The following is an 18285-nucleotide window of genomic DNA, read 5'->3' as shown; positions in this document are numbered from 1 at the left end:
ACTCCGCTGTGATCCACGTTATTACCGGCTGGTAAACAGCGCGCTACCGATCTGCAAAAGATGGCAACAAGGGGGAAACACCCGTGAAAAACCGGCACCCTACGCTGATGATCAACAGGTCACGCCAGCGAAAGGGCCAAACATGTCCTCCACACCCGTTCACATCGTCATTGCAGGCGCAGGTCCCGCAGCCCAGGCTTTGGTGCGGCGGCTGGCCGGCAGCGGTTCAGGTTCCCGGCAACGCCCCTTCGATGGCACCGTCACCGTGCTCAGCAATCGCGACGAATGCCCCGAGGCGCTCCTGGAACTGGCAGATCTGCCGCAGGTCTCGGTCCGCTTCGGGCAGCCCGCAAGTTTCATTGACGCCGCAGCGAAGATCGTCACCACCGTGGATGGCATGGAGTTCTCCTACGACCAACTCGTGATCGCCACGGGTTCAGCTCCAAGCCTTCCGCCGGTCGCCGGGGCCGAAACGGGCCTGAGTTACTCCACCATCGATGACGCCGCGAACATCGGTGAAGCGATCAAGGACGTCACCAGGATCGTCGGCCGGCGCCCGCTGGGAATCCTCGTGGGCAATGGTCCCGCAGCGGGCCAGGCAGAAGCCGTGCTCCGGGCCCGCGGTGTCCGTCCCGTCCGCACCACCCTCCGGCCAGCCGCCGTCGTTCGTTCCACCTCAGGTTCCACGCCAGCGGCGACCGGCATCCTGTTCGAAGACGGCAGCAGCATGAACGGCGACCTCGTGGTCCTCGCCGAGGAACGTATCGCGCGCAGCGAGCTTGCCGAAAGCGCAGGTCTCCTGATTGCCTCCGACGGCGGGATCGCAGTAGGGCGCGATCTCACCACCTCCGTCCCCGGCATTTGGGCGATTGGCGACGCGGCTTCCTGCGACGGCCTCCGACTGGGTCTTCTCCTTTCTGCCGAGTCCTCCGCGATGCTGTGCGCCTCGGGGATGCTGTTGGGCGCATGGGGCAGCAACCAGCAGGCCGCGATGGCGGCCTGACTGCTGCTTCTCTTGCCATTGTGGACAACCCCGACCGGCACCCGGACCATATGGCAAGATGGTCCTTTGACGGGCAGTGACAACCCTGCGGCCATCGGGCCGGCCATGCCCGGCACGGAAGGATCCCATGAGCAACGAAGCCGTCGCGCCTGCAAGCATCGCCTCGTACATCGACCACACACTGTTGAAGCCGGAGGCCAGCGAGGCAGAGGTTTTGAAGGTTTGCGCCGAGGCCGTCGAGTACAAATTCAAGTCCGTCTGCGTCAATCCGATCTGGGTCAAGACCGTCACGAAGGCCCTCAAAGGATCCGGAGTCTTGACCTGCTCCGTTATTGGGTTCCCGCTGGGCGCCACACCCAGCGACGTCAAGGCATTCGAAGCCCGCGGCGCGGTGTTGGATGGCGCCGATGAGATCGACATGGTGATCAACATGGCGGCCGCGCGCGCGAATGACAAGGGCGCCTTGGTGGATGACATCACCGCCGTCGCCGAAGCTGTCCACGCCGGCGAAGCGATCCTGAAGGTCATCATCGAGACGTCCATGTTGACCGATGAACAGAAGGTCATTGCCTGCGAAGCCGCCGTTGAGGCAGGGGCTGACTTCGTCAAGACCTCCACTGGTTTCAACGGCGGCGGAGCAACCGTTGAAGACGTTGCCTTGATGCGCAAGACCGTCGGACCTGATGTTGGGGTCAAAGCGTCAGGCGGAGTGCGGTCCCTGGCTGACGCACAGGCTATGATTGCTGCTGGTGCAACACGTATCGGAGCGAGTTCCGGAATAGCCATTGTCAAAGGTGAACAGGGTTCATCGGATTACTGAGGCATCCGCGACCGCCACAGATTTTGAGCCCTGCGGGGCCGAGGAGGAATGAATGTCCAAGAACGCAACAAGCGCCCCCATTGAAAAAGAGAACAACCTCGGCACAAGCATTGTCCTGTTCGTGGTCATGATCGTGCTCTTCCTGGGCGCTATCTACTCCCTGTCCTTCCTCAGCCTGGATAACCCGTGGCCGATGGCCGTCTGCCTGGGCCTGTTCGCCCTCGCATTCTGGATTCCGCAGACCATTCTTGGCCGCTCGGACTCAGCTGGCGAAAGCTAAACTTTCACGCAATATGTGATGGCCCGGGCATGTGCCCGGGCCATTGCTTTTGGGGCGGGCTTAACTGCTTGAGCTTCGGGAAGAACGCGGGACAAAGTAGGTTTCCGCTTTGATGGGAATTACACCGCTGGGGAACAACCCATCGGCTTGTGTGGAGTACTGCCTGATCCGCGGGTGCTTGGATGACAAGCCTTCTGCCCAAATCCACGGTTGGTACCCAAGGCGCGCTAACCCTGCCGTATCCGGCGGCGAGACCAAATCGTAGGGAAAGTCCGAATAAAGGACCAGGTTTTCAGGGTGGCCTTCCCCGGCCTTGCGGGTGATGAGGTGGTCAACACGGCTACCCACACCTACAGGAACGAAGAGCAGTTCGGCCTTGGTCACGGCCATTAGCTCGGCAACATCGTCCTGGAGTTGCCGGATGAGCGTTTTATCTCCCCGTGCTATCCGTCCGAGCGCGATGTCGAATCGATACGTCGAGTAGCGGTGTGTCAGTTCCGGCAGGAGCTTGTTCCACGCGCCTCTGGCGAGCCGCGGTAACTGTCGACGACGGAACAAGGCATCCACGGCGCCCAGATGTATGAGCTGTACGCCCATGGCAGCAAGGACAGCCTTGTCCTCTGCTTTGCGGGCCTCGAACAGTTGCACGCCATCCTCAAGCGTGGACTGACGCACGAAAGAGCGGGCGGCCCGGGTGTGCGGTGCAGGGGAGGCTTCCGTGAACACAGTTGCCACGATGATCTCCCGTTCCTGCGCCTGCGCCTCAATAAGCGCACCACAGGACAAAACCGCGTCGTCAAGGTGGGGCGACAGGAACAGCCAGGGAGCGTCGCCTGCCAAGGATCGTTCGATTTTCGATTCAATTGCCATGCGGAGGCCCTTCCTGTGGATGAGGCCCGGTTGGAGCTGCTTCAGCAACTGCATTGCGAAAGGATGTGGCCTGCATTTCGGCGAGCCGGTCCCAATTGAAGCCTGAAGCAAACGCCCTGCCTTGGGCCCCCACCTCCATCAGTCCGTCCTGTGCGTATCTGCGCGTTATCTCGGCGGCAAGGGCCTCGACGTCGAACGCCGGAACCAACCAGCCGGCGGCGTCGGGGACAATCTCCCTCAAGCACGGGATATCGAAGGCAATGACCGGAGTTCCAACTGCCAATGACTCGATGGCCACCAACCCAAACGTCTCCTGCCTGGAGGGAACAACCACAAGCCGCGCATCACTCATCGCTTGGAATTTCTGCTCCCCGGAGAGCCACCCCAGGAGGCGTATCCGGTTGGAGAGACCCCTCTCTTCAATGACGGCGCGAAGCTTAGCTTCGTCGGGACCGGCACCCGCAATCAGGAGCTGGCCATCAACACGTCCCGCACATTTTTCCCAGGCCGCCAGCAGCAAATCGAGACCTTTGCCACCGAACTCCAAACGCCCAATGCATAGGATGTCCTGTCCGGGTTTGGGTTCGGGTTTCCAGGCTGCGGGATCCACACCATTACCGATCACCTCCACACGAACGTGGGGGTTCATGGCCGTCAAGCGGTCAGCGATGCCCTGCGACACTGCGATCATCCGTCGGTAACGCCTAACACCCCACTGTTCCAACCAATGCAAGGGCAACCCATATTCACGTGCTTTCTCTCGCGCATGCAGCCACTGGACCAGGCCAACTGTGGGGCGCTTTGTCCAGAGCGGCGCAGCCATGCTGGAAAACGGCGCGAAAAAGTCCTCCACCACCAGATCTGCGGCTCCGCGACGCCGTCGAACCTCAAAGGGCAGCATCAGCACGTAGCCCAGGAGCCGGGCTAATCTGTTCCGCCCATGGCCTATTCCGATCGGCACGTAGTGAACGCCGTCCTGCACACGTTCAGACCACCCGGGGTATCTGGTGGTCAGGACCGTCATTCGGAAGCCGTTGGCAACCAGCCGACGATCGACCTCGTGTGTCCTCACTGATCCCCCACCGGCGCCGGGCATGCCTGGGTCTTCGAACCCGAGATGTAAAACCCTCATGATCTTTACCGTTCTGTGCCATGGTCTTTGGACGGGAACCCGATATTCGCCGATGCCGCAACGTCCAGATCCGCTTCCCGCACGAACCAGAGCGTCGTATCACCATTGGTGGGTCCCTCGGAAGTGAAAACAGGAGTTGCGTGCTCCTTTAGCCAGGCGAGCATCGCGGGATTCGCGTAGCCGTATCCCTGGCTGATGGGCAGCGACTGGGTCAGGATGTAATTGACGCCATGCTCTTTCATCAAGGGTGCTGATGGCCAGATTCCGAACCTGGCGTCGTCCCTGAATGCCAACTCCCCAGTGCTGTTGGTGACGCTGACGCGCCCATCAGCCGGCAGGTTCGCTGTGACCCACTGCCTCGCACTGGCAAAGCCATTGTCCACAGTGAGTGCCGTGCGCACCCCAAGGAGCACCGCCAAAGCAATGAAGCAGATGGACATCGCCCCGAGGGCCCTTCGACCCTTCGGATATCTCTCAATGAGCTCCACCACGGCCAGCACGGAGCACAGGACCCCTGCCACCATGACGCCATACCCATATTGCTCTTCGAAGGTGCCGAAGATGGCGCTGTAGGCGCCCGCGACACCCAGAGCCAGCCCCGCCAGTCCAACAAACCGCCGCCCTGCATGAAGGCTGAAGCACAAGAGGAGGCTCACTACGGGACACAGTGCCAGGAGAATATAACTGGTGCCAAAGTGACCGCTCTGCTCGATCAACCGGGACACGATGCTCGGCGAGCCTTCCGCCGTGAAACCCGTGTTCTTCTCAACCCCGGACATCCGAAGCAGCCCATTGCTTTTGGCCCACACCCAATCCGGCATTTGTCCCCGCAGCGCTATCACGACGAGGTAAGCGGCATAGGGAATGGCAGCCATCGCCGCCACCACCGCAGCCTCTCGCCAAGGCAGGGTCTGCTTCCACAACACAGCAACCAGCACCGGAACGAAGGTGCAGATGATGAAGAAGTCCTTGCACAGAACTCCGTATCCCAGAAGCAATCCCGCTACAGCCAATCGCAGGAAAGGGACAGGTTCCTTTGCTCGCTTCGGCGTTCGCAGCAATATCAAAAACCCTGCAAGCACAGCCGCCATGGCCGAGGTCTCGAGGAAGGCATGGCTGTTGTTGCGCAGAATGAAAGGCTCGAACGCAAGTAGCACAGCGCAGAGCCACGCGGGCGCGGCACTGGTGAGCCTTTTGACAAGGAGGAACCCCAAACCCACTGTCAGTGCTCCGAGCGCGGCGTTGAGCCATCGCAAGTGCAGTACGACATCCACAATTTCGCCAGAGACGTTAAACAGCCTGATGACACCGGCTTCAAGGATGAAATAGCCCGGCGGGTGGAGGAAGAACGGTCCATCCGGGAGCGTTGGAAATTGGCCCACACTGACAGACTCGCCTAAACGCACGTACAGCAACTCATCCACCCAGAGCTCGAAGCCCCGTTCAAGACCAAGGGCACGAACGCAGAAGGCTCCGGCAACAACGGCGAAGAACGGCATCCAGATGCCCGTGAGTCTCTGAACACGCCGCGCAACTTTGCTCCAGCCGGGCAACAGACCGCGCTGATGTGCCAGTATGGCAGAGCCTGTGCCGGACGCCAGGAGCAGCCACAGCAATGGTTGAAACTGGCTGGCCACGCCCAGCACGACGGCCAGTCCGGCTGGGTAGGCAAACCACCGCCAGGCCACGCCTCCCGGACGCTTGGCGGCGGCAAGAACGGGACGAGCTATAAGGGCCAGAACCACGGAGGCCAGCACGGAACCCGCCGCTGAGCCCACTGCCATGCCGGCAACAGTATTCAGACACCAGCCAGCCCACAACCCACCCACCACCAGAAGGCAAGCGACGGCAAGGCCTACCTGGCATCGCCGGTACGCCCTCACCGCGAGAAGGATGGTGGACAGTACCATCAGCACCGCGTAGCCAAGGCCAGCTACCGCCAACCATGGCAGCAGCTCCAGGGAGCCGTGATACTTCTGGGGCACAATCAGCCCGGCCAGCGCGTGCGGTGCCGTCGCGATAATGACGAAGGCCACTACCGCCAATTGCCCAAAGGAGGTGAAGGCGGCTCCAAGGATCTGGCGCACGTCCGCGCCTGGGGTGCGTAGCAAGGGGAAAACCACCAAGGCAGTACCGGCCGCCACATACACCGGCCCCTTGGCGATTGACGCCAAAGCTTGGAATCCGGCTGCAGCGGAGGATCCTTCGTCCAGAAACCCAACCACCACAACATCCAGGCCAACCAGTACTGAAACTACGCACAGCACCGATGCGATCTCGATGGTCTCCGCCCACCGCCATTTGTCCAGCAGCACACGCGGACGCCAATGCAGGTCCCGATAGAAGGAAAGTGGCACGGCAAGTGGAGCTACTGAACCCACAGCAAATCCGAGGACCGCTCCCCCGGCACCCCATGCCAGGAAGATCACCAACACACTGAACCCGAGCCTGAGGACAACTTCGCCGATGTTTGTCAAGGCAACCCAAGTGAAACGCAATTCACCCTGCAACCAGCCCGAGGGTGCCGTCACGATGAAGATGGCCAGCGAACCCAGCGCTACAGCGCCTGCCAGCGCTGGTGTGGCAAAGGCCAGAGTCACCATTCCTGTCACTACGGCTGCCGCTGCTCCCGCCAGGCATGACACAAAAACCGAGAAGGCCAGGCCATCCTTGCGTTCCTCGGAGCCTTCAGGATTGACAGCGACTACATGGGACAAGGGAAGAGGTACCAACGCTGATGCGACAATCCCCACGATTCCCATCAGCATCGCGGCCGACGCAAAATGCGTGTAGTCGATGGTCGGCAGCATGTTGGCCATGAGTAAACTGCAGACGTAACTGACTGCACCCACTACACCGGCCGACATGGCCAGGAAGACGCTGTTCTCCCCTACTTTGCTGTTTTCACCTCTTTTGTTTCTCCGTCCCGGCAGACTTTCCACACCACCGGGCTTGGTTTCCTGATCCGTTTGAAGCAAAGTGTCAGCCATGTCCACACTCCTGGCCGATTCCGGCCGTATGCGCCCTACAGGCCATCAACGGCGTGGGCAGGCGAAGCAGCGCTTGCGGGTCCGGCCAGCAGGACGCTTCGTCCGGCCGGTTGCAACTCTGCCGAGTCAACTCCGATCTGCTTCAAAACCGCGAAGGCTTCGAACTCATCGCGGCCTTTCATCAGTACCGAGGCTTGGCCGTCGCCCTCCCACACTTCATCGGTGGGACGCAGTATGGCCCGGAGATCGGTGCCTGGCGGTAGTTCGAAACGAACCAGTGTGGACATATCGGAGCGGGAACTGCGTCCACCGGTGGCTTCCAGGCTTTGCGTCTCTTCAAGGACAACACCAGCCAGAAGCGCCGAACTCCGCTCCCACGTAAAGCAACGTGCCCACTCCTGGCATTGTGCAGAGAACTCCTGCGATGCCTCATGGGCAGCCAACGCCTCCAAGGCGGCAACCATGGCGCTCCCGAATTCCTTGGCTGTATCCACCAACCATCCTGTGCTGCCGTCCACTACGGAATCGCGGATGCCTGGAACACGCAATGCAAGGCAGGGAACGCCCCAAGCGGCTGCCTCGATGACTGAACATCCCCAGCCCTCTGACGCCGATGTGGAAGTAGTAAGCCATGCCCGGTTCAGCAGCCCGTTGCGGACCTCGTTGGGCTGATAGCCGTGGAAAGTCACGACGTGGCTTAGCCCCAGGTCCATCGCGAGTTGCTGAAGGCGGCCTCTTTCGGGCCCATCGCCCACGATTTCCAGGCGCAGATTAGGGATACGGGAGGCTGCAACGGCAACCTGGCCCAGCAGCAAGTCCAGTCGTTTGTGCGGCACCAAGCGGCTGACCACCGTAATGGTGGGCTCAGGCGCCCTGGGCCCAACCTCGGCCGGGACGTCGATGGTGCCATTGGGTACTACGTGTATAGGACCGGAGAACCCGAGCCTGCGAAGTTCCAACCGTGTGGAGGGTGATACGGCAACAATGGCACGCTGGCCATAGACAGCTTTTGCGCCGCGGCTTTCCAGGAAACGACCGAGGGCAGCCAAGGGCGGAGAGAACCTGCTGCTGAATTGCTCTTGGTGAACGTGATGGATCAGTTGAATGATCGGCGTCCTGCCCGGCATGAAGAGCGGCGAGAAGAACGGGATTCCGTTCTGGCAATCCACCACAGCATCGTAAAGACTGCCTGTTCGCACGAGCTTGAGCGCGGCGTGGGCATAGATTGCCAAGGGACCGCCAGCGCGAAGTATCCGGATGCCGTCGATGACGTCCTCCGCAGCCTGGTTCGCTTCACGTCCGGTAAACCACGTGACTTCAGCCCCGGCCTCTATCCACCTGCGGGAAATCTCGTGCATATATTGCTCGGCGCCCCCGGCCTGGGAATGGCCGACGTCACGCCAGTTCAGGATAAGTACGTGCTTTCCAGCAAGATGTGTCGGCGACATTGGGAAAGCACTGGTCATAGGATCGATTTCTCTAGTTGAAGCACGGAGGCAAAACTGGCGATTCCGTCGTGGAATGGCCGGAAGGTTGACGATTCTCCGTCAGTCCAGGCGACAGGCAGTTCGATGATTCGGGCCCCTTGGTGTTGCAGCCTCAGAAGCAGCTCCACATCAAAGGCGAATCCCGTCGCGCGGCATTGGACCATGGCAGCCGTCAGCGAGGACCGCTCAAAAAATTTGAAGCCGCACTGGGTATCGAAGATGCCCTTCACTTTGGACTTAGTTAGTGCGCGGAAAGCAGTACCGCCGACGCGGCGTCCCAGTTGTTGCGGACGGACCAGGGTGGAACCCGGCGCGTGGCGCGAGGCAATAACTGCTGCAGCACCCTCTTCGAGGTGGGACATGGCAGCAGTCAGCGTATCCAAGGGTGTGGCCAGATCGGCATCAAAGAATCCCGTGAAACGTGACGTACCGCTGAGGAGGCCCCGGCGGACAGCTGCCCCCTTGCCGCGACGGGAACACCCGATCACGGAAATCGGGACGGTGCTCCCTGTCTCACGGCTTCCTGTCTCGCGCGAAATACGGCGGACTACAGCCCCGGTCTCGTCAACGCTGCCGTTATCCACCACCACGATCCTCGAAGACCACGGTTGACTTGCCAGGAAATCGACGGCCTGCAGCAGGGTATTGGGAATCCGTCCGGCCTCGTTGTAGGCCGGAATTATGACTTCAAGATCAACCAAGGAACGGCGCAGTGAATCTGCATGTCGCAGTGCCTGAAGGCCTCCCCTGCTGCCGATGTGCATACTGCGTGAGTGGAGCACAGCCATCTGAACCTCCGTATACGTGAAAACGTAAAAGTTCGTTTTCTCGTAAAGGGAGTGGGCACAGGCCGCGAGACATGACGCCAACTTGGCGTCCCGATCAAGGGGCCTGGATCACACCACCCAATGCCGCTAGCACTCCAGGCCAATGTTGCTGGGCCAGAGCCCAACCCGCTGCCCCCATTCCAACCATGGCGTATCCGCTGACAGGAATCAGCACCAGCCACTCGCGCCGTGATCCAGCCCTGCCCAGCAGCGGAATCGAAAAAGCCCCGTTGGCCCGCCAAATGCCACTGATCAGTGATTTCCTGAGGAATTTAGGTGGCTTGATGACGATCGGCCACAGCAACGGGACGCCACCCACGGTGATCATGTCCCCCACAATGTGGACGACGACACCCGTCAGCATTGACAGCGGCAACCAACCCCATTGATCCGGTGCAAACCAGGTCACCAGGCCAGCCATCACCACAGCGAACAGCCAGTTGGTGATCCAGCCGGACTTCGGAAACAGGTTCAAAGCCTTAGCTGCCAGGTTGATCATGAACATACACAGCAAACCAGCGCCAACAGAGAGCTTCCCTGCCGGCGTGATCATCTGAAATTGAGCTGCCATGGCTGCCAGCACTACAAAGGCCGAGGCTCCCAACAGCGAGTGTGTGCCTTGCCGGTGCCCTCCGCTGGCTTTCTCGATTCCCACTGCAATGACATTCGAAAGCGGCGGCAGCGAATTCGCAATGGTGCTGTGCCGGTGGTCCCAGTCGCACACCAAGGCGGTGCCCGCCGTCGCCATGGCTCCGATCAGGATGCCGGTGGAGTCCAGCGGATACCAGCCCAAGGCGTAGGGGCCGGTCGAGGCAATGGCAATCCACGCCGCGGCTCCCGACGCGGCGTGGTGTCCTCCCATCATTCGCTTAGCCTGCCTTTACGGGTACATCTGAGAAGATCGCTTCGATCACGTTGTTGGCCCAGTGGAGGATCTCGGCGTCCTGCAGATCACGGCCACCGATCCTGGCCGTTTTGGGCTTGGGGATCAGCACAGCATCCAGCGCAGGCTTGACCTGGGAACCCGGGTACATGCGGTTCAGGCGCATGGTTTTGGATTCGGGCAATTGCGCCGGCGAGAAGCGGATGAAGTTGCCTTGGAGCGCGACGTCGGACAGGCCGGCCTCGCGGGCCCCCACCCGGAATCGGGCCACGGCGATGAGGTTCTGCGCCGGCAAGGGCGGCTCACCGTACCGGTCCACGAGTTCGGCGAGGACCTCATCGATGGCCTCGCTGGTCACCGCCGCGGCCAGCTTCCGGTAGGCCTCCAGGCGCAACCTCTCACCCGGCACATAATCATGCGGCAAGTGGGCGTTGACGGGCAGCTCGATCTTCATCTCGGCTGCCTTTTCCTCGGCCTCGCCGCGGTACTCGGCAACAGCCTCGCCCACGAGCCGGATGTAAAGGTCGAAGCCCACTCCCTGGATATGTCCGGACTGCTCACCGCCCAGCAGGTTTCCCGCACCACGGATTTCGAGGTCTTTCATAGCCAACTGCATGCCGGCGCCGAGCTCGTTGTGTGCCGCCACAGCCTTGAGCCGCTCCAGGGCCACCTCGCCCAAGGGCTTTTCCGAAGGATAGAGGAAGTAGGCGTAGGCACGTTCACGGCCACGACCAACACGTCCACGGAGCTGGTGGAGCTGCGAAAGTCCGTACTTGTCGGCGCCGTCCACAATCAGGGTGTTGGCGTTGGAGATGTCCAGCCCGGTTTCAATGATGGTGGTGCAGACCAGGACGTCGAAGCGTTTCTCCCAGAAGTCCACAATGATCTTCTCAAGGCGGCTCTCGGACATCTGGCCGTGCGCCACTTCCACCCTGGCCTCGGGGACCAGCTCGCGGATCTGTGCGGCAATTCGTTCAATCGAGGACACGCGGTTATGCACGAAGAACACCTGCCCTTCGCGCATCAGCTCACGACGAATGGCCGCTGACGTCTGCTTGTTGGTGAACGGACCCACATAGGTGAGTACCGGGTGGCGTTCCTCCGGCGGGGTTGCCAGCGTGGACGTCTCGCGGATACCCGTCAGGGACATTTCCAAGGTACGCGGAATCGGCGTGGCACTCATGGCCAGCACGTCCACGTTGGTGCGCATCTTCTTCAGTGCTTCCTTGTGTTCCACACCGAAGCGCTGCTCTTCATCCACGATCACCAACCCCAGGTCCTTGAACTCAAAGTCCTTGGACAGCAGCCGGTGCGTGCCGATCACAACATCGACGGCGCCGCTCTTGACGCCCTCGGCTGTTTCCTTGGCTTCTTTGCCGCTCTGGAACCGCGAAAGGGGCTTCACCCGCAGCGGGAATCCGGAGAAACGTTCGGTGAAGGTCTCGTAGTGCTGCTGGGCCAACAGCGTGGTGGGCACCAGGACCGCTACCTGCTTGCCGTCCTGGACAGCTTTGAAGGCCGCTCGGACTGCGATCTCGGTTTTGCCGTAGCCGACGTCCCCGGAAACGAGGCGATCCATCGGGATTTCCCGCTCCATGTCCGCCTTGACTTCGTTGATGGTGGTCAGCTGGTCGGGGGTCTCCACATACGGGAAAGCTTCCTCGAGCTCGCGCTGCCAGGGGGTGTCCGGGGCGAAGGCGTGTCCGCGGGAGGCCATCCGGGCCGAGTACAGCCGGATGAGCTCTCCGGCGATCTCCTTGACGGCCTTGCGGGCCTTGGACTTGGTGCTGGCCCAGTCAGCGCCGCCCATCTTGCTCAAGGCAGGGGCGTCCCCGCCGACGTAGCGGGTGACCTGATCCAACTGGTCCGTGGGGACAAACAAGCGGTCCCCCGGAGCGCCACGCTTGGATGCTGCGTACTCCAGCACCAAGTATTCACGCAGCCCTGCATCGGAGGACGACGTACCGGTCACCTTGCGCTGAATGAGCTCCACGAACCGGCCGATTCCGTGCTGCTCGTGCACCACAAAGTCGCCTGCGTGCAATTGCAAGGGGTCCACGGCATTCCGCCGCTTGGACGGCATGCGCCGCATGTCCTTGGTGGAACTGGCGGTGGCGCGGCCCAGCAGGTCCGCTTCGGTCAAAAGGCCCAGTTTGAGGCCGTCAAGGACAAAACCACGCCCGACGGCGGCAGTGGTCACCTCGATGATGCCCGGCTGTGGATCCTTGTCCAGCGAGTCCACGCGTGCACAGGGGATGTCGGCATCGTGGAACAGCTCAACCAGGCGCTGGGCCGGTCCCGGGCCGTCCGTAACAACTACCAAGCGCCACTGCTCGCGGACACGTGAGCCGATGAAGTCCAGCATTTCCGCGACCTCGCCCTGGTAACCACGCGGTTCCCGGGCATGGAGGTTCAGGACGTCGATGTCCAGCACCAGGTCCTCATCGGTCGCGAGCGAGGTGATGGACCACCAGGAAACGCTGTGTTCCAAGGCGGCGGATCGGGTGTCTGTCAGGGAACGGAAGCTCGCGGCGTGCAAGTCAGTGGATGCCTGGGAGGACAGATCAAGGGGCGCGGAACCGCCGTCGGACGCCGTTGACCAAGCAGCTTCCAGGAACTCTTCGTTGGTTGCGGCGAGGTCGTGCGCGCGGGTGCGAACCTTTTCCGGTTCGATGACCACGCTCAAGGACCCGGCCGGAAGCTGGTCCACGAACGGGACCATGGCATCCACCAGGACCGGAGCCAAGGACTCCATACCTTCAACGGCGATGCCACCGGCGATCTTCTCCAGCATGTCAGCCGCCGCCGGCATATCGGCTTTGAGCTTGGCAGCGCGGGACATGACGGAGGGCGTGATCAGGATTTCACGGCACGGCGGGGCGTGCAGTTCCGTGGGGTGGTGGATCCCGGGAGCGGACAGCGAACGCTGGTCGGCCACAGCGAACCACCGCATTTGGTCAACTTCATCGCCGAAGAACTCCACACGGATGGGGTGGTCCTCCGTGGGAGGGAAAACATCCAGGATGCCGCCGCGAACCGCGAATTCACCTCGGTGCGTCACCATGTCAACCCGGGCATAAGCGGCGTCGGAGAGGGCCCGGACAACATCGGTGAACGAGCGTTCCTGTCCTACCTGCAGCGTTACGGGAACGAGGTCGCCCAAACCGGCAACAATCGGCTGGACCACGGCGCGAACCGGAGCAACCACCACACGCAAGGGTGCCGCCGTCGAGGTTTCAGGGTGGGTCAGGCGGCGCAGGACGGAGAGCCTGCGACCTACGGTGTCCGAACGCGGCGAGAGCCGCTCGTGCGGGAGGGTTTCCCAACTGGGGAAAGCAGCCACCGAGTCCGCGGGGAGATAGGAGGCGAGTGCCGCTGTCAGGTCCTCGGCCTCACGCCCGGTGGCGGTGACTGCCAGCACAACAGGGGCGTTCGCGGCGTCGGCTCCTTGGGCAGCAAGGCCATCGGCCATTTCTGCAAGGAGAACTGCCCGCATCCCGGTAGGGGCGCTGATCTGGTAGTCCGTGCTCCGGGCCGAAAAGGGCCGCTGAGCCTCAGTTCGGACGCGCGCAAAAGTCTTGTCCTCCGCCAGTGCGCGGCGCAGACCGTTGAGGCTCATGGCTGAAACTCCTAGGGTGGGTCCAAGGGCAGGCAACACAAATGCCCGGAAATTCGAACGAATGCCGGGTCATTCCAGCCTACCCCTCCCTCAGGGCCCGTTGATGGCGGGACATTTCCGCTGTGGCCACGGACACCCCGTAGGATGTTGGGAGCTAAAAGAGCTTCACCACCAACATATCCACGGAGGACCCATGGCCCTGAGTGCATCCACCACCCTGCCGCACAGCGTTGACCGAGTAGCGGCCGTCTTTGTCGACGAAGACTTCCTGCGTCACACGAGCGAACTGGTGGGCGGCTCCCTGGAATCGTTCACGATCGACGGCGACCCTGCCGGCGCTTTCAGCACCACCACGGTTCGTACTCTGCCCACTACCCGTCTGCCGGATATTGCCCGCAAGTTCGTGGGCGAGCGCCTGACCGTTACGCAGACCGAGCAGTGGGAGGCGCCCGCAGCAGACGGCTCCCGCGCCAGCAAGATTGCCTTGAAGGTCTCCGGCGCTCCGCTTGACGTCACAGCCGTCCAGCGCCTCGTGGCTGAAGGCGCGAACACCCGGATCGAGCTCGAGGGCAACGTTTCCTCGTCCGTTCCGTTCCTCGGCGGCAAGATTGCCGATGCTGCTGAACCGATGGTTGGCAAGGCCCTGAACATCCAGTCCCAGCAGGCGCAGGCCTGGCTCGAAAGCCACTAGCATGCAGCTCCCCGCCATTCTGGGCTGGGTCCTGATCGTTGCCGGCGTATGGTCCCTGGTTGTATGGCCGCAGTTCCTGAAGCGCGTCATGAAGGACCCCCGGGCCCGCGACGCTGCGGGGAAGGCCACAAGGTTCCTGACCGTCCACGTGGTCCTGGTGTCCATTTCCATGGTGCTGGGACTAGCGACGGCGGTCATCGGGATCACGGGGCTTCTCGCCTAAGTTTCGCCCAAGTAAGTCGCAGCAGTGCGCGTTTTGAGAGCTCATAGCGCGCACTGCTGCGACTCACTTGGGTAGAATGGACTTTGGTGTGCCGGGAAGTCTGGTCGGCGGTGTCTTTGCGATGCCTGCCCTTGACTACTCGACCCACAGGAGCCACCGTGGCCAAACAACCCCTGACCACCATTGTTTTCAGCCGCTCCAGCTACCCCGAGTACCGCCGGATCCTCTCGATCCTTCGAACAGAGACCGTGGGCGGCGCTCTCCTTCTGGCCGCCACCGTCATTGCGCTGATTTGGGCAAACTCCCCCCCCGCTGACGGTTACTTCGCATTACGCGACCTCAAAATAGGCTACGAACCTTGGCACCTGCAGCTCAGCGTCGGGCATTGGGCCTCCGACGGCCTGCTGGCTGTGTTCTTCTTCCTCGCAGGCCTTGAACTCAAACGGGAGTTCGTTGCCGGGGAACTCCGGAAACCGGCCCGCGCCGTTGTACCGGTGGCCGCCGCCGTCGGCGGAGTTGTTATTCCTGCCCTGATCTACGTCCTCTTCAACCTCGGCTCCGCCTCGGAGACACTCAAAGGCTGGGCCATTCCCACGGCTACGGACATCGCATTCGCCCTGGCCGTGCTTGCCGTTATCAACACACACCTTCCCGCCGCGCTCCGGACTTTCCTGCTGACTCTCGCGGTAGTGGACGACCTCATCGCCATCGGCATCATCGCTTTCTTCTACTCCACCGGGATCCAGCCCCTCATGCTCCTGGCCGCGCTGGTGCCGCTGACCCTTTTCACGTTCCTGGTCCAGAAGCGGATCCGCAGTTGGTACATCCTGCTCCCCTTGGCCCTGGCCACCTGGGGCTTCGTCCATGCCTCCGGCATCCATGCCACCGTGGCCGGGGTGCTGCTGGGCTTTGCGGTTCCGGTCTTCAACAGCGGGAAAAAGGGTGAGCCGGAGGAAGGGCTCGCTGAGCACTTCGAGCACCGGCTGCGCCCATTCTCCGCGGGATTCGCCGTGCCTGTCTTCGCGTTTTTCTCCGCGGGGGTGGCGCTGGGCGGGTTCGACGGCATGCGGGCCGCGCTCAGTGATCCGGTGGCCGTGGGAATTGTTGCGGCGTTGGTAATAGGCAAGGCCGTAGGCGTCTTCGGTACCACGTTCCTGGTGACCAAAACCACCCGTGCGAGCCTGGATTCCAGCATTGCGTGGATCGACCTCTTTGGGTTGGCACTGCTGGCGGGGATCGGGTTCACCGTCTCCCTGTTGATCGGCGAGCTGAGCTTCGGCGCGGGATCTGCACACAATGACCACGCCAAGGTGGCCATCCTCTCAGGTTCCCTGATCGCGGCGCTGCTGGCCGCCGTCGTGCTCAGGGCCCGGAACCGGCGGTACCGCCTGGTTCAGGCAGAAGAACAACGGGACGACGACGGCGACGGCGTACCTGACGTCTTCAGCCGCGCCTAGCGCGGGGCTGCTCCGCCCTGCTCGATGGGCTGCTAGGCCGTCGCCTGGTTCAGCGCGTCCTCCGCAGCAACCCACGAAATCATGGCGCATTTAACCCGGGCGGCGTAGCGGGCCACACCTTCGAACGCGGCAGCGTCTCCCAGAATCTCTGGATCCGCCTGCACCTTTCCACGCGAGCGGAGGACCTCACGGAAGTTATCGATCACGGCGTGCAATTCCTCTACCGACATTCCCTCGCCGAGGTCGGTCAACACTGAAGCCGACGCCATGGAGATGGAACAGCCTTCACCGTCCCAGCTGATCTGCCTGACCGTTCCATCGGCGACAGCCAGTCGGAGCGTTACCTCGTCCCCGCAGACCGGGTTGAGTTGGTGGGATTGCCCGGTTGACGTGCCCGTTGGGACTTCCGTGCCCGCGAGCCCGCTGCCGTGCCGCTGCTTGGAGTGGTCCAGGATGATCTGCTGGTACAGCTGGTCAAGACTCATGGTGCTGGTTACCCGTTCGTGGAAGTGTGTGGGGAGCGGCTGCAGTTCGGCCGCGTGGGTCAGGCCTGGAAATAGGCCCGAACGCCAGACACGGCGTCAAGGAAGGCATCGACGTCGTCCGTGGTGTTGTAAAGGTACGTACTTGCCCGGGTAGTAGCAGTCAGCCCCAAGCGGCGGTGCAGCGGCTGGGCGCAATGGTGGCCGACGCGGACGGCGATGCCGCGATCGTCAAGGAACTGGCCGACGTCGTGCGCATGGACCCCGGCGACGTCGAAAGCAGCCAGCCCGATGCGTTCCGCACCAGAAGCAGGGCCCACCACGCGGATGCCGTCGATGCCCTCAAGTCCCTTGACCAGGCGCTGACCCAACGTGGCTTCCCAAGCATGGATGCGGTCGATCCCGGTTTCGGACAAGTAGTTCATGGCAGTGGCAAGGGCAACCGCCTGGGAGATGCGCTGGGTTCCGGCTTCGAAGCGCTGTGGGGCAGGCAAATATTCGGCGCGCTCCATGGTGACGGTAGTGATCATGGAACCACCTGTGAGGAACGGCGGAAGGACATCCAGGAGTTCCTGCTTGCCGTACAGGACGCCGACGCCCGTGGGGGCCAACATCTTATGGCCCGAGAACACAGCGAAGTCGACGTCCAGGTCCTTGACGTCAATGGGCATGTGAGGCACTGACTGGCAAGCATCCAGGACCACCAACGCCCCCGCGCGTCGGGCGAGAGCCACGAGTTCGGCAACGGGGTTGATGGTGCCCAGAACGTTGGAGGCGTGGGTGAAAGCCAGCAGGCGGGTGCGCTCCCCCACGATCTCTGCTGCGGCGTCCAGGCGAAGGGTGCCATCGTCAGTGATGGGAATGTACTTGAGTGTGGCTCCGGTCCGGAAGGCGAGCTCCTGCCAGGGGATCAGGTTGGCGTGGTGCTCCATCTCCGTGACCACGATTTCGTCGCCGGGGCCGATCCCCAGCTCCTTCAACGCTGAGCTGCCACGGCCCTGCGCAGCCCACAAAGCGGCGTTGGACAGAGCGTAGCTAATGAGGTTCAGGCCCTCCGTCGCATTGGACGTCCACACGGTTTCCTCGTACTGGGCGCCGATAAAGTCCGCCACCGTCTGGCGGGCATCCTCAAAGGCCTCAGTCGCGCTCACCGCAAGTTGGTGTGCACCACGGTGGACTGCGGCGTTGCGTTGCTCGTAGAACTCCTGCTCGGCCTCGATCACGCTCAAGGGGTTCTGGGACGTAGCCCCGGAATCGAGATAGATCAACGGCTTGCCGTTGACCAGTTGGTCCAGGACGGGGAAGTCGTTCCGGATCCGCAACACCTCCGCATTGTCCATGGCAGGAACCACGGACTGCTGCAATGAGGCGGGAGTTGATACGACTGTCAAGGGGCACTCCTTGGAAATCCTTCGGGGACACTCAATTATCCCACGGCCCGACGTCCCCGGAGATGTGCCGTACAGCACGTCAATATCCTGCAGTATTTCAGTCTCCAGCAGTCCTTCAATGGCCTGCAGT

At 62.0% G+C, this 18285-nt stretch carries 15 protein-coding genes; 6 read left to right on the top strand and 9 right to left on the bottom strand.

Annotated elements, in window-relative coordinates; translation table 11 throughout:
- Nucleotides 1-142: 142 nt before the first annotated feature.
- The 3 genes from AC1DD5_RS06290 (at nt 143) to AC1DD5_RS06280 (ending at nt 2103) form a co-directional block, all read left to right on the top strand.
- Nucleotides 143-1003, top strand: a complete 861-nt coding sequence (locus AC1DD5_RS06290; protein WP_477513761.1) for an FAD-dependent oxidoreductase — start codon at nt 143-145, stop codon at nt 1001-1003.
- 127 nt (nt 1004-1130) lie between these two features.
- A complete protein-coding gene (deoC, locus tag AC1DD5_RS06285; RefSeq protein WP_477513762.1) occupies nt 1131-1823 on the top strand; it encodes a deoxyribose-phosphate aldolase in 693 nt (230 codons plus the stop codon).
- A 52-nt stretch (nt 1824-1875) separates the two neighbouring features.
- The gene (locus AC1DD5_RS06280; protein WP_442006291.1) at nt 1876-2103 is read left to right on the top strand and encodes a hypothetical protein; all 228 of its coding nucleotides are present in this window, start codon (nt 1876-1878) and stop codon (nt 2101-2103) included.
- Between the two features lie 60 nt (nt 2104-2163).
- On the opposite strand, the gene AC1DD5_RS06275 is transcribed toward AC1DD5_RS06280, so the two are convergent.
- From AC1DD5_RS06275 to mfd, 7 genes are all read right to left on the bottom strand, one after another.
- Nucleotides 2164-2973 carry a PIG-L family deacetylase gene (locus tag AC1DD5_RS06275; RefSeq protein WP_477520890.1) on the bottom strand — a complete coding sequence of 270 codons (810 nt, stop codon included), beginning with the start codon at nt 2971-2973 and terminating at the stop codon, nt 2164-2166.
- A complete protein-coding gene (locus AC1DD5_RS06270; protein ID WP_477520889.1) occupies nt 2963-4105 on the bottom strand; it encodes a glycosyltransferase family 4 protein in 1143 nt (380 codons plus the stop codon). Before AC1DD5_RS06270 ends, AC1DD5_RS06275 begins: the two co-directional genes overlap by 11 nt.
- A 5-nt stretch (nt 4106-4110) precedes the next feature.
- Entirely contained in the window at nt 4111-7095 is a 2985-nt protein-coding gene (locus tag AC1DD5_RS06265) for an oligosaccharide flippase family protein (RefSeq protein ID WP_477520888.1), read from the bottom strand.
- A gap of 35 nt (nt 7096-7130) precedes the next feature.
- Nucleotides 7131-8561 carry a glycosyltransferase family 4 protein gene (locus AC1DD5_RS06260; RefSeq protein WP_477520887.1) on the bottom strand — a complete coding sequence of 477 codons (1431 nt, stop codon included), beginning with the start codon at nt 8559-8561 and terminating at the stop codon, nt 7131-7133.
- Nucleotides 8558-9370, bottom strand: a complete 813-nt coding sequence (locus AC1DD5_RS06255) for a glycosyltransferase (protein ID WP_477520886.1) — start codon at nt 9368-9370, stop codon at nt 8558-8560. Before AC1DD5_RS06255 ends, AC1DD5_RS06260 begins: the two co-directional genes overlap by 4 nt.
- 94 nt (nt 9371-9464) lie before the next feature.
- Complete coding sequence (locus AC1DD5_RS06250; protein ID WP_477519759.1) at nt 9465-10274, bottom strand: metal-dependent hydrolase; 810 nt, start codon at nt 10272-10274, stop codon at nt 9465-9467.
- 4 nt (nt 10275-10278) lie between these two features.
- Nucleotides 10279-13911: a transcription-repair coupling factor gene (gene mfd, locus AC1DD5_RS06245; protein WP_477519760.1), complete on the bottom strand. Its 3633-nt coding sequence runs from the start codon at nt 13909-13911 to the stop codon at nt 10279-10281.
- A gap of 193 nt (nt 13912-14104) precedes the next feature.
- Between mfd and AC1DD5_RS06240 the strand changes: the two genes are divergently transcribed.
- The 3 genes from AC1DD5_RS06240 (at nt 14105) to nhaA (ending at nt 16282) form a co-directional block, all read left to right on the top strand.
- Nucleotides 14105-14602 (top strand): DUF2505 domain-containing protein, encoded by a 498-nt coding sequence (locus tag AC1DD5_RS06240; RefSeq protein ID WP_431119148.1) that lies wholly within the window; start codon nt 14105-14107, stop codon nt 14600-14602.
- A 1-nt stretch (nt 14603) separates the two neighbouring features.
- On the top strand, nt 14604-14825 hold the full coding sequence (locus AC1DD5_RS06235; protein ID WP_442006299.1) for an SCO4848 family membrane protein: 222 nt from the start codon (nt 14604-14606) through the stop codon (nt 14823-14825).
- A 158-nt stretch (nt 14826-14983) separates the two neighbouring features.
- Nucleotides 14984-16282 carry a Na+/H+ antiporter NhaA gene (nhaA, locus tag AC1DD5_RS06230; RefSeq protein ID WP_477520885.1) on the top strand — a complete coding sequence of 433 codons (1299 nt, stop codon included), beginning with the start codon at nt 14984-14986 and terminating at the stop codon, nt 16280-16282.
- Nucleotides 16283-16314: 32 nt separating this feature from the next.
- Here nhaA and sufU read toward each other — a convergent pair whose 3' ends face one another.
- Nucleotides 16315-16767: a Fe-S cluster assembly sulfur transfer protein SufU gene (gene sufU, locus AC1DD5_RS06225; protein ID WP_442006301.1), complete on the bottom strand. Its 453-nt coding sequence runs from the start codon at nt 16765-16767 to the stop codon at nt 16315-16317.
- A gap of 59 nt (nt 16768-16826) precedes the next feature.
- On the bottom strand, nt 16827-18155 hold the full coding sequence (locus AC1DD5_RS06220) for a cysteine desulfurase (protein WP_442016785.1): 1329 nt from the start codon (nt 18153-18155) through the stop codon (nt 16827-16829).
- Nucleotides 18156-18285: the final 130 nt, after the last annotated feature.

This window comes from Paenarthrobacter sp. 10L420 (assembly GCF_056395385.1).
Note: the sequence above shows the minus strand (reverse complement) of the source record. Positions and strands in the feature narration are given on the sequence as shown.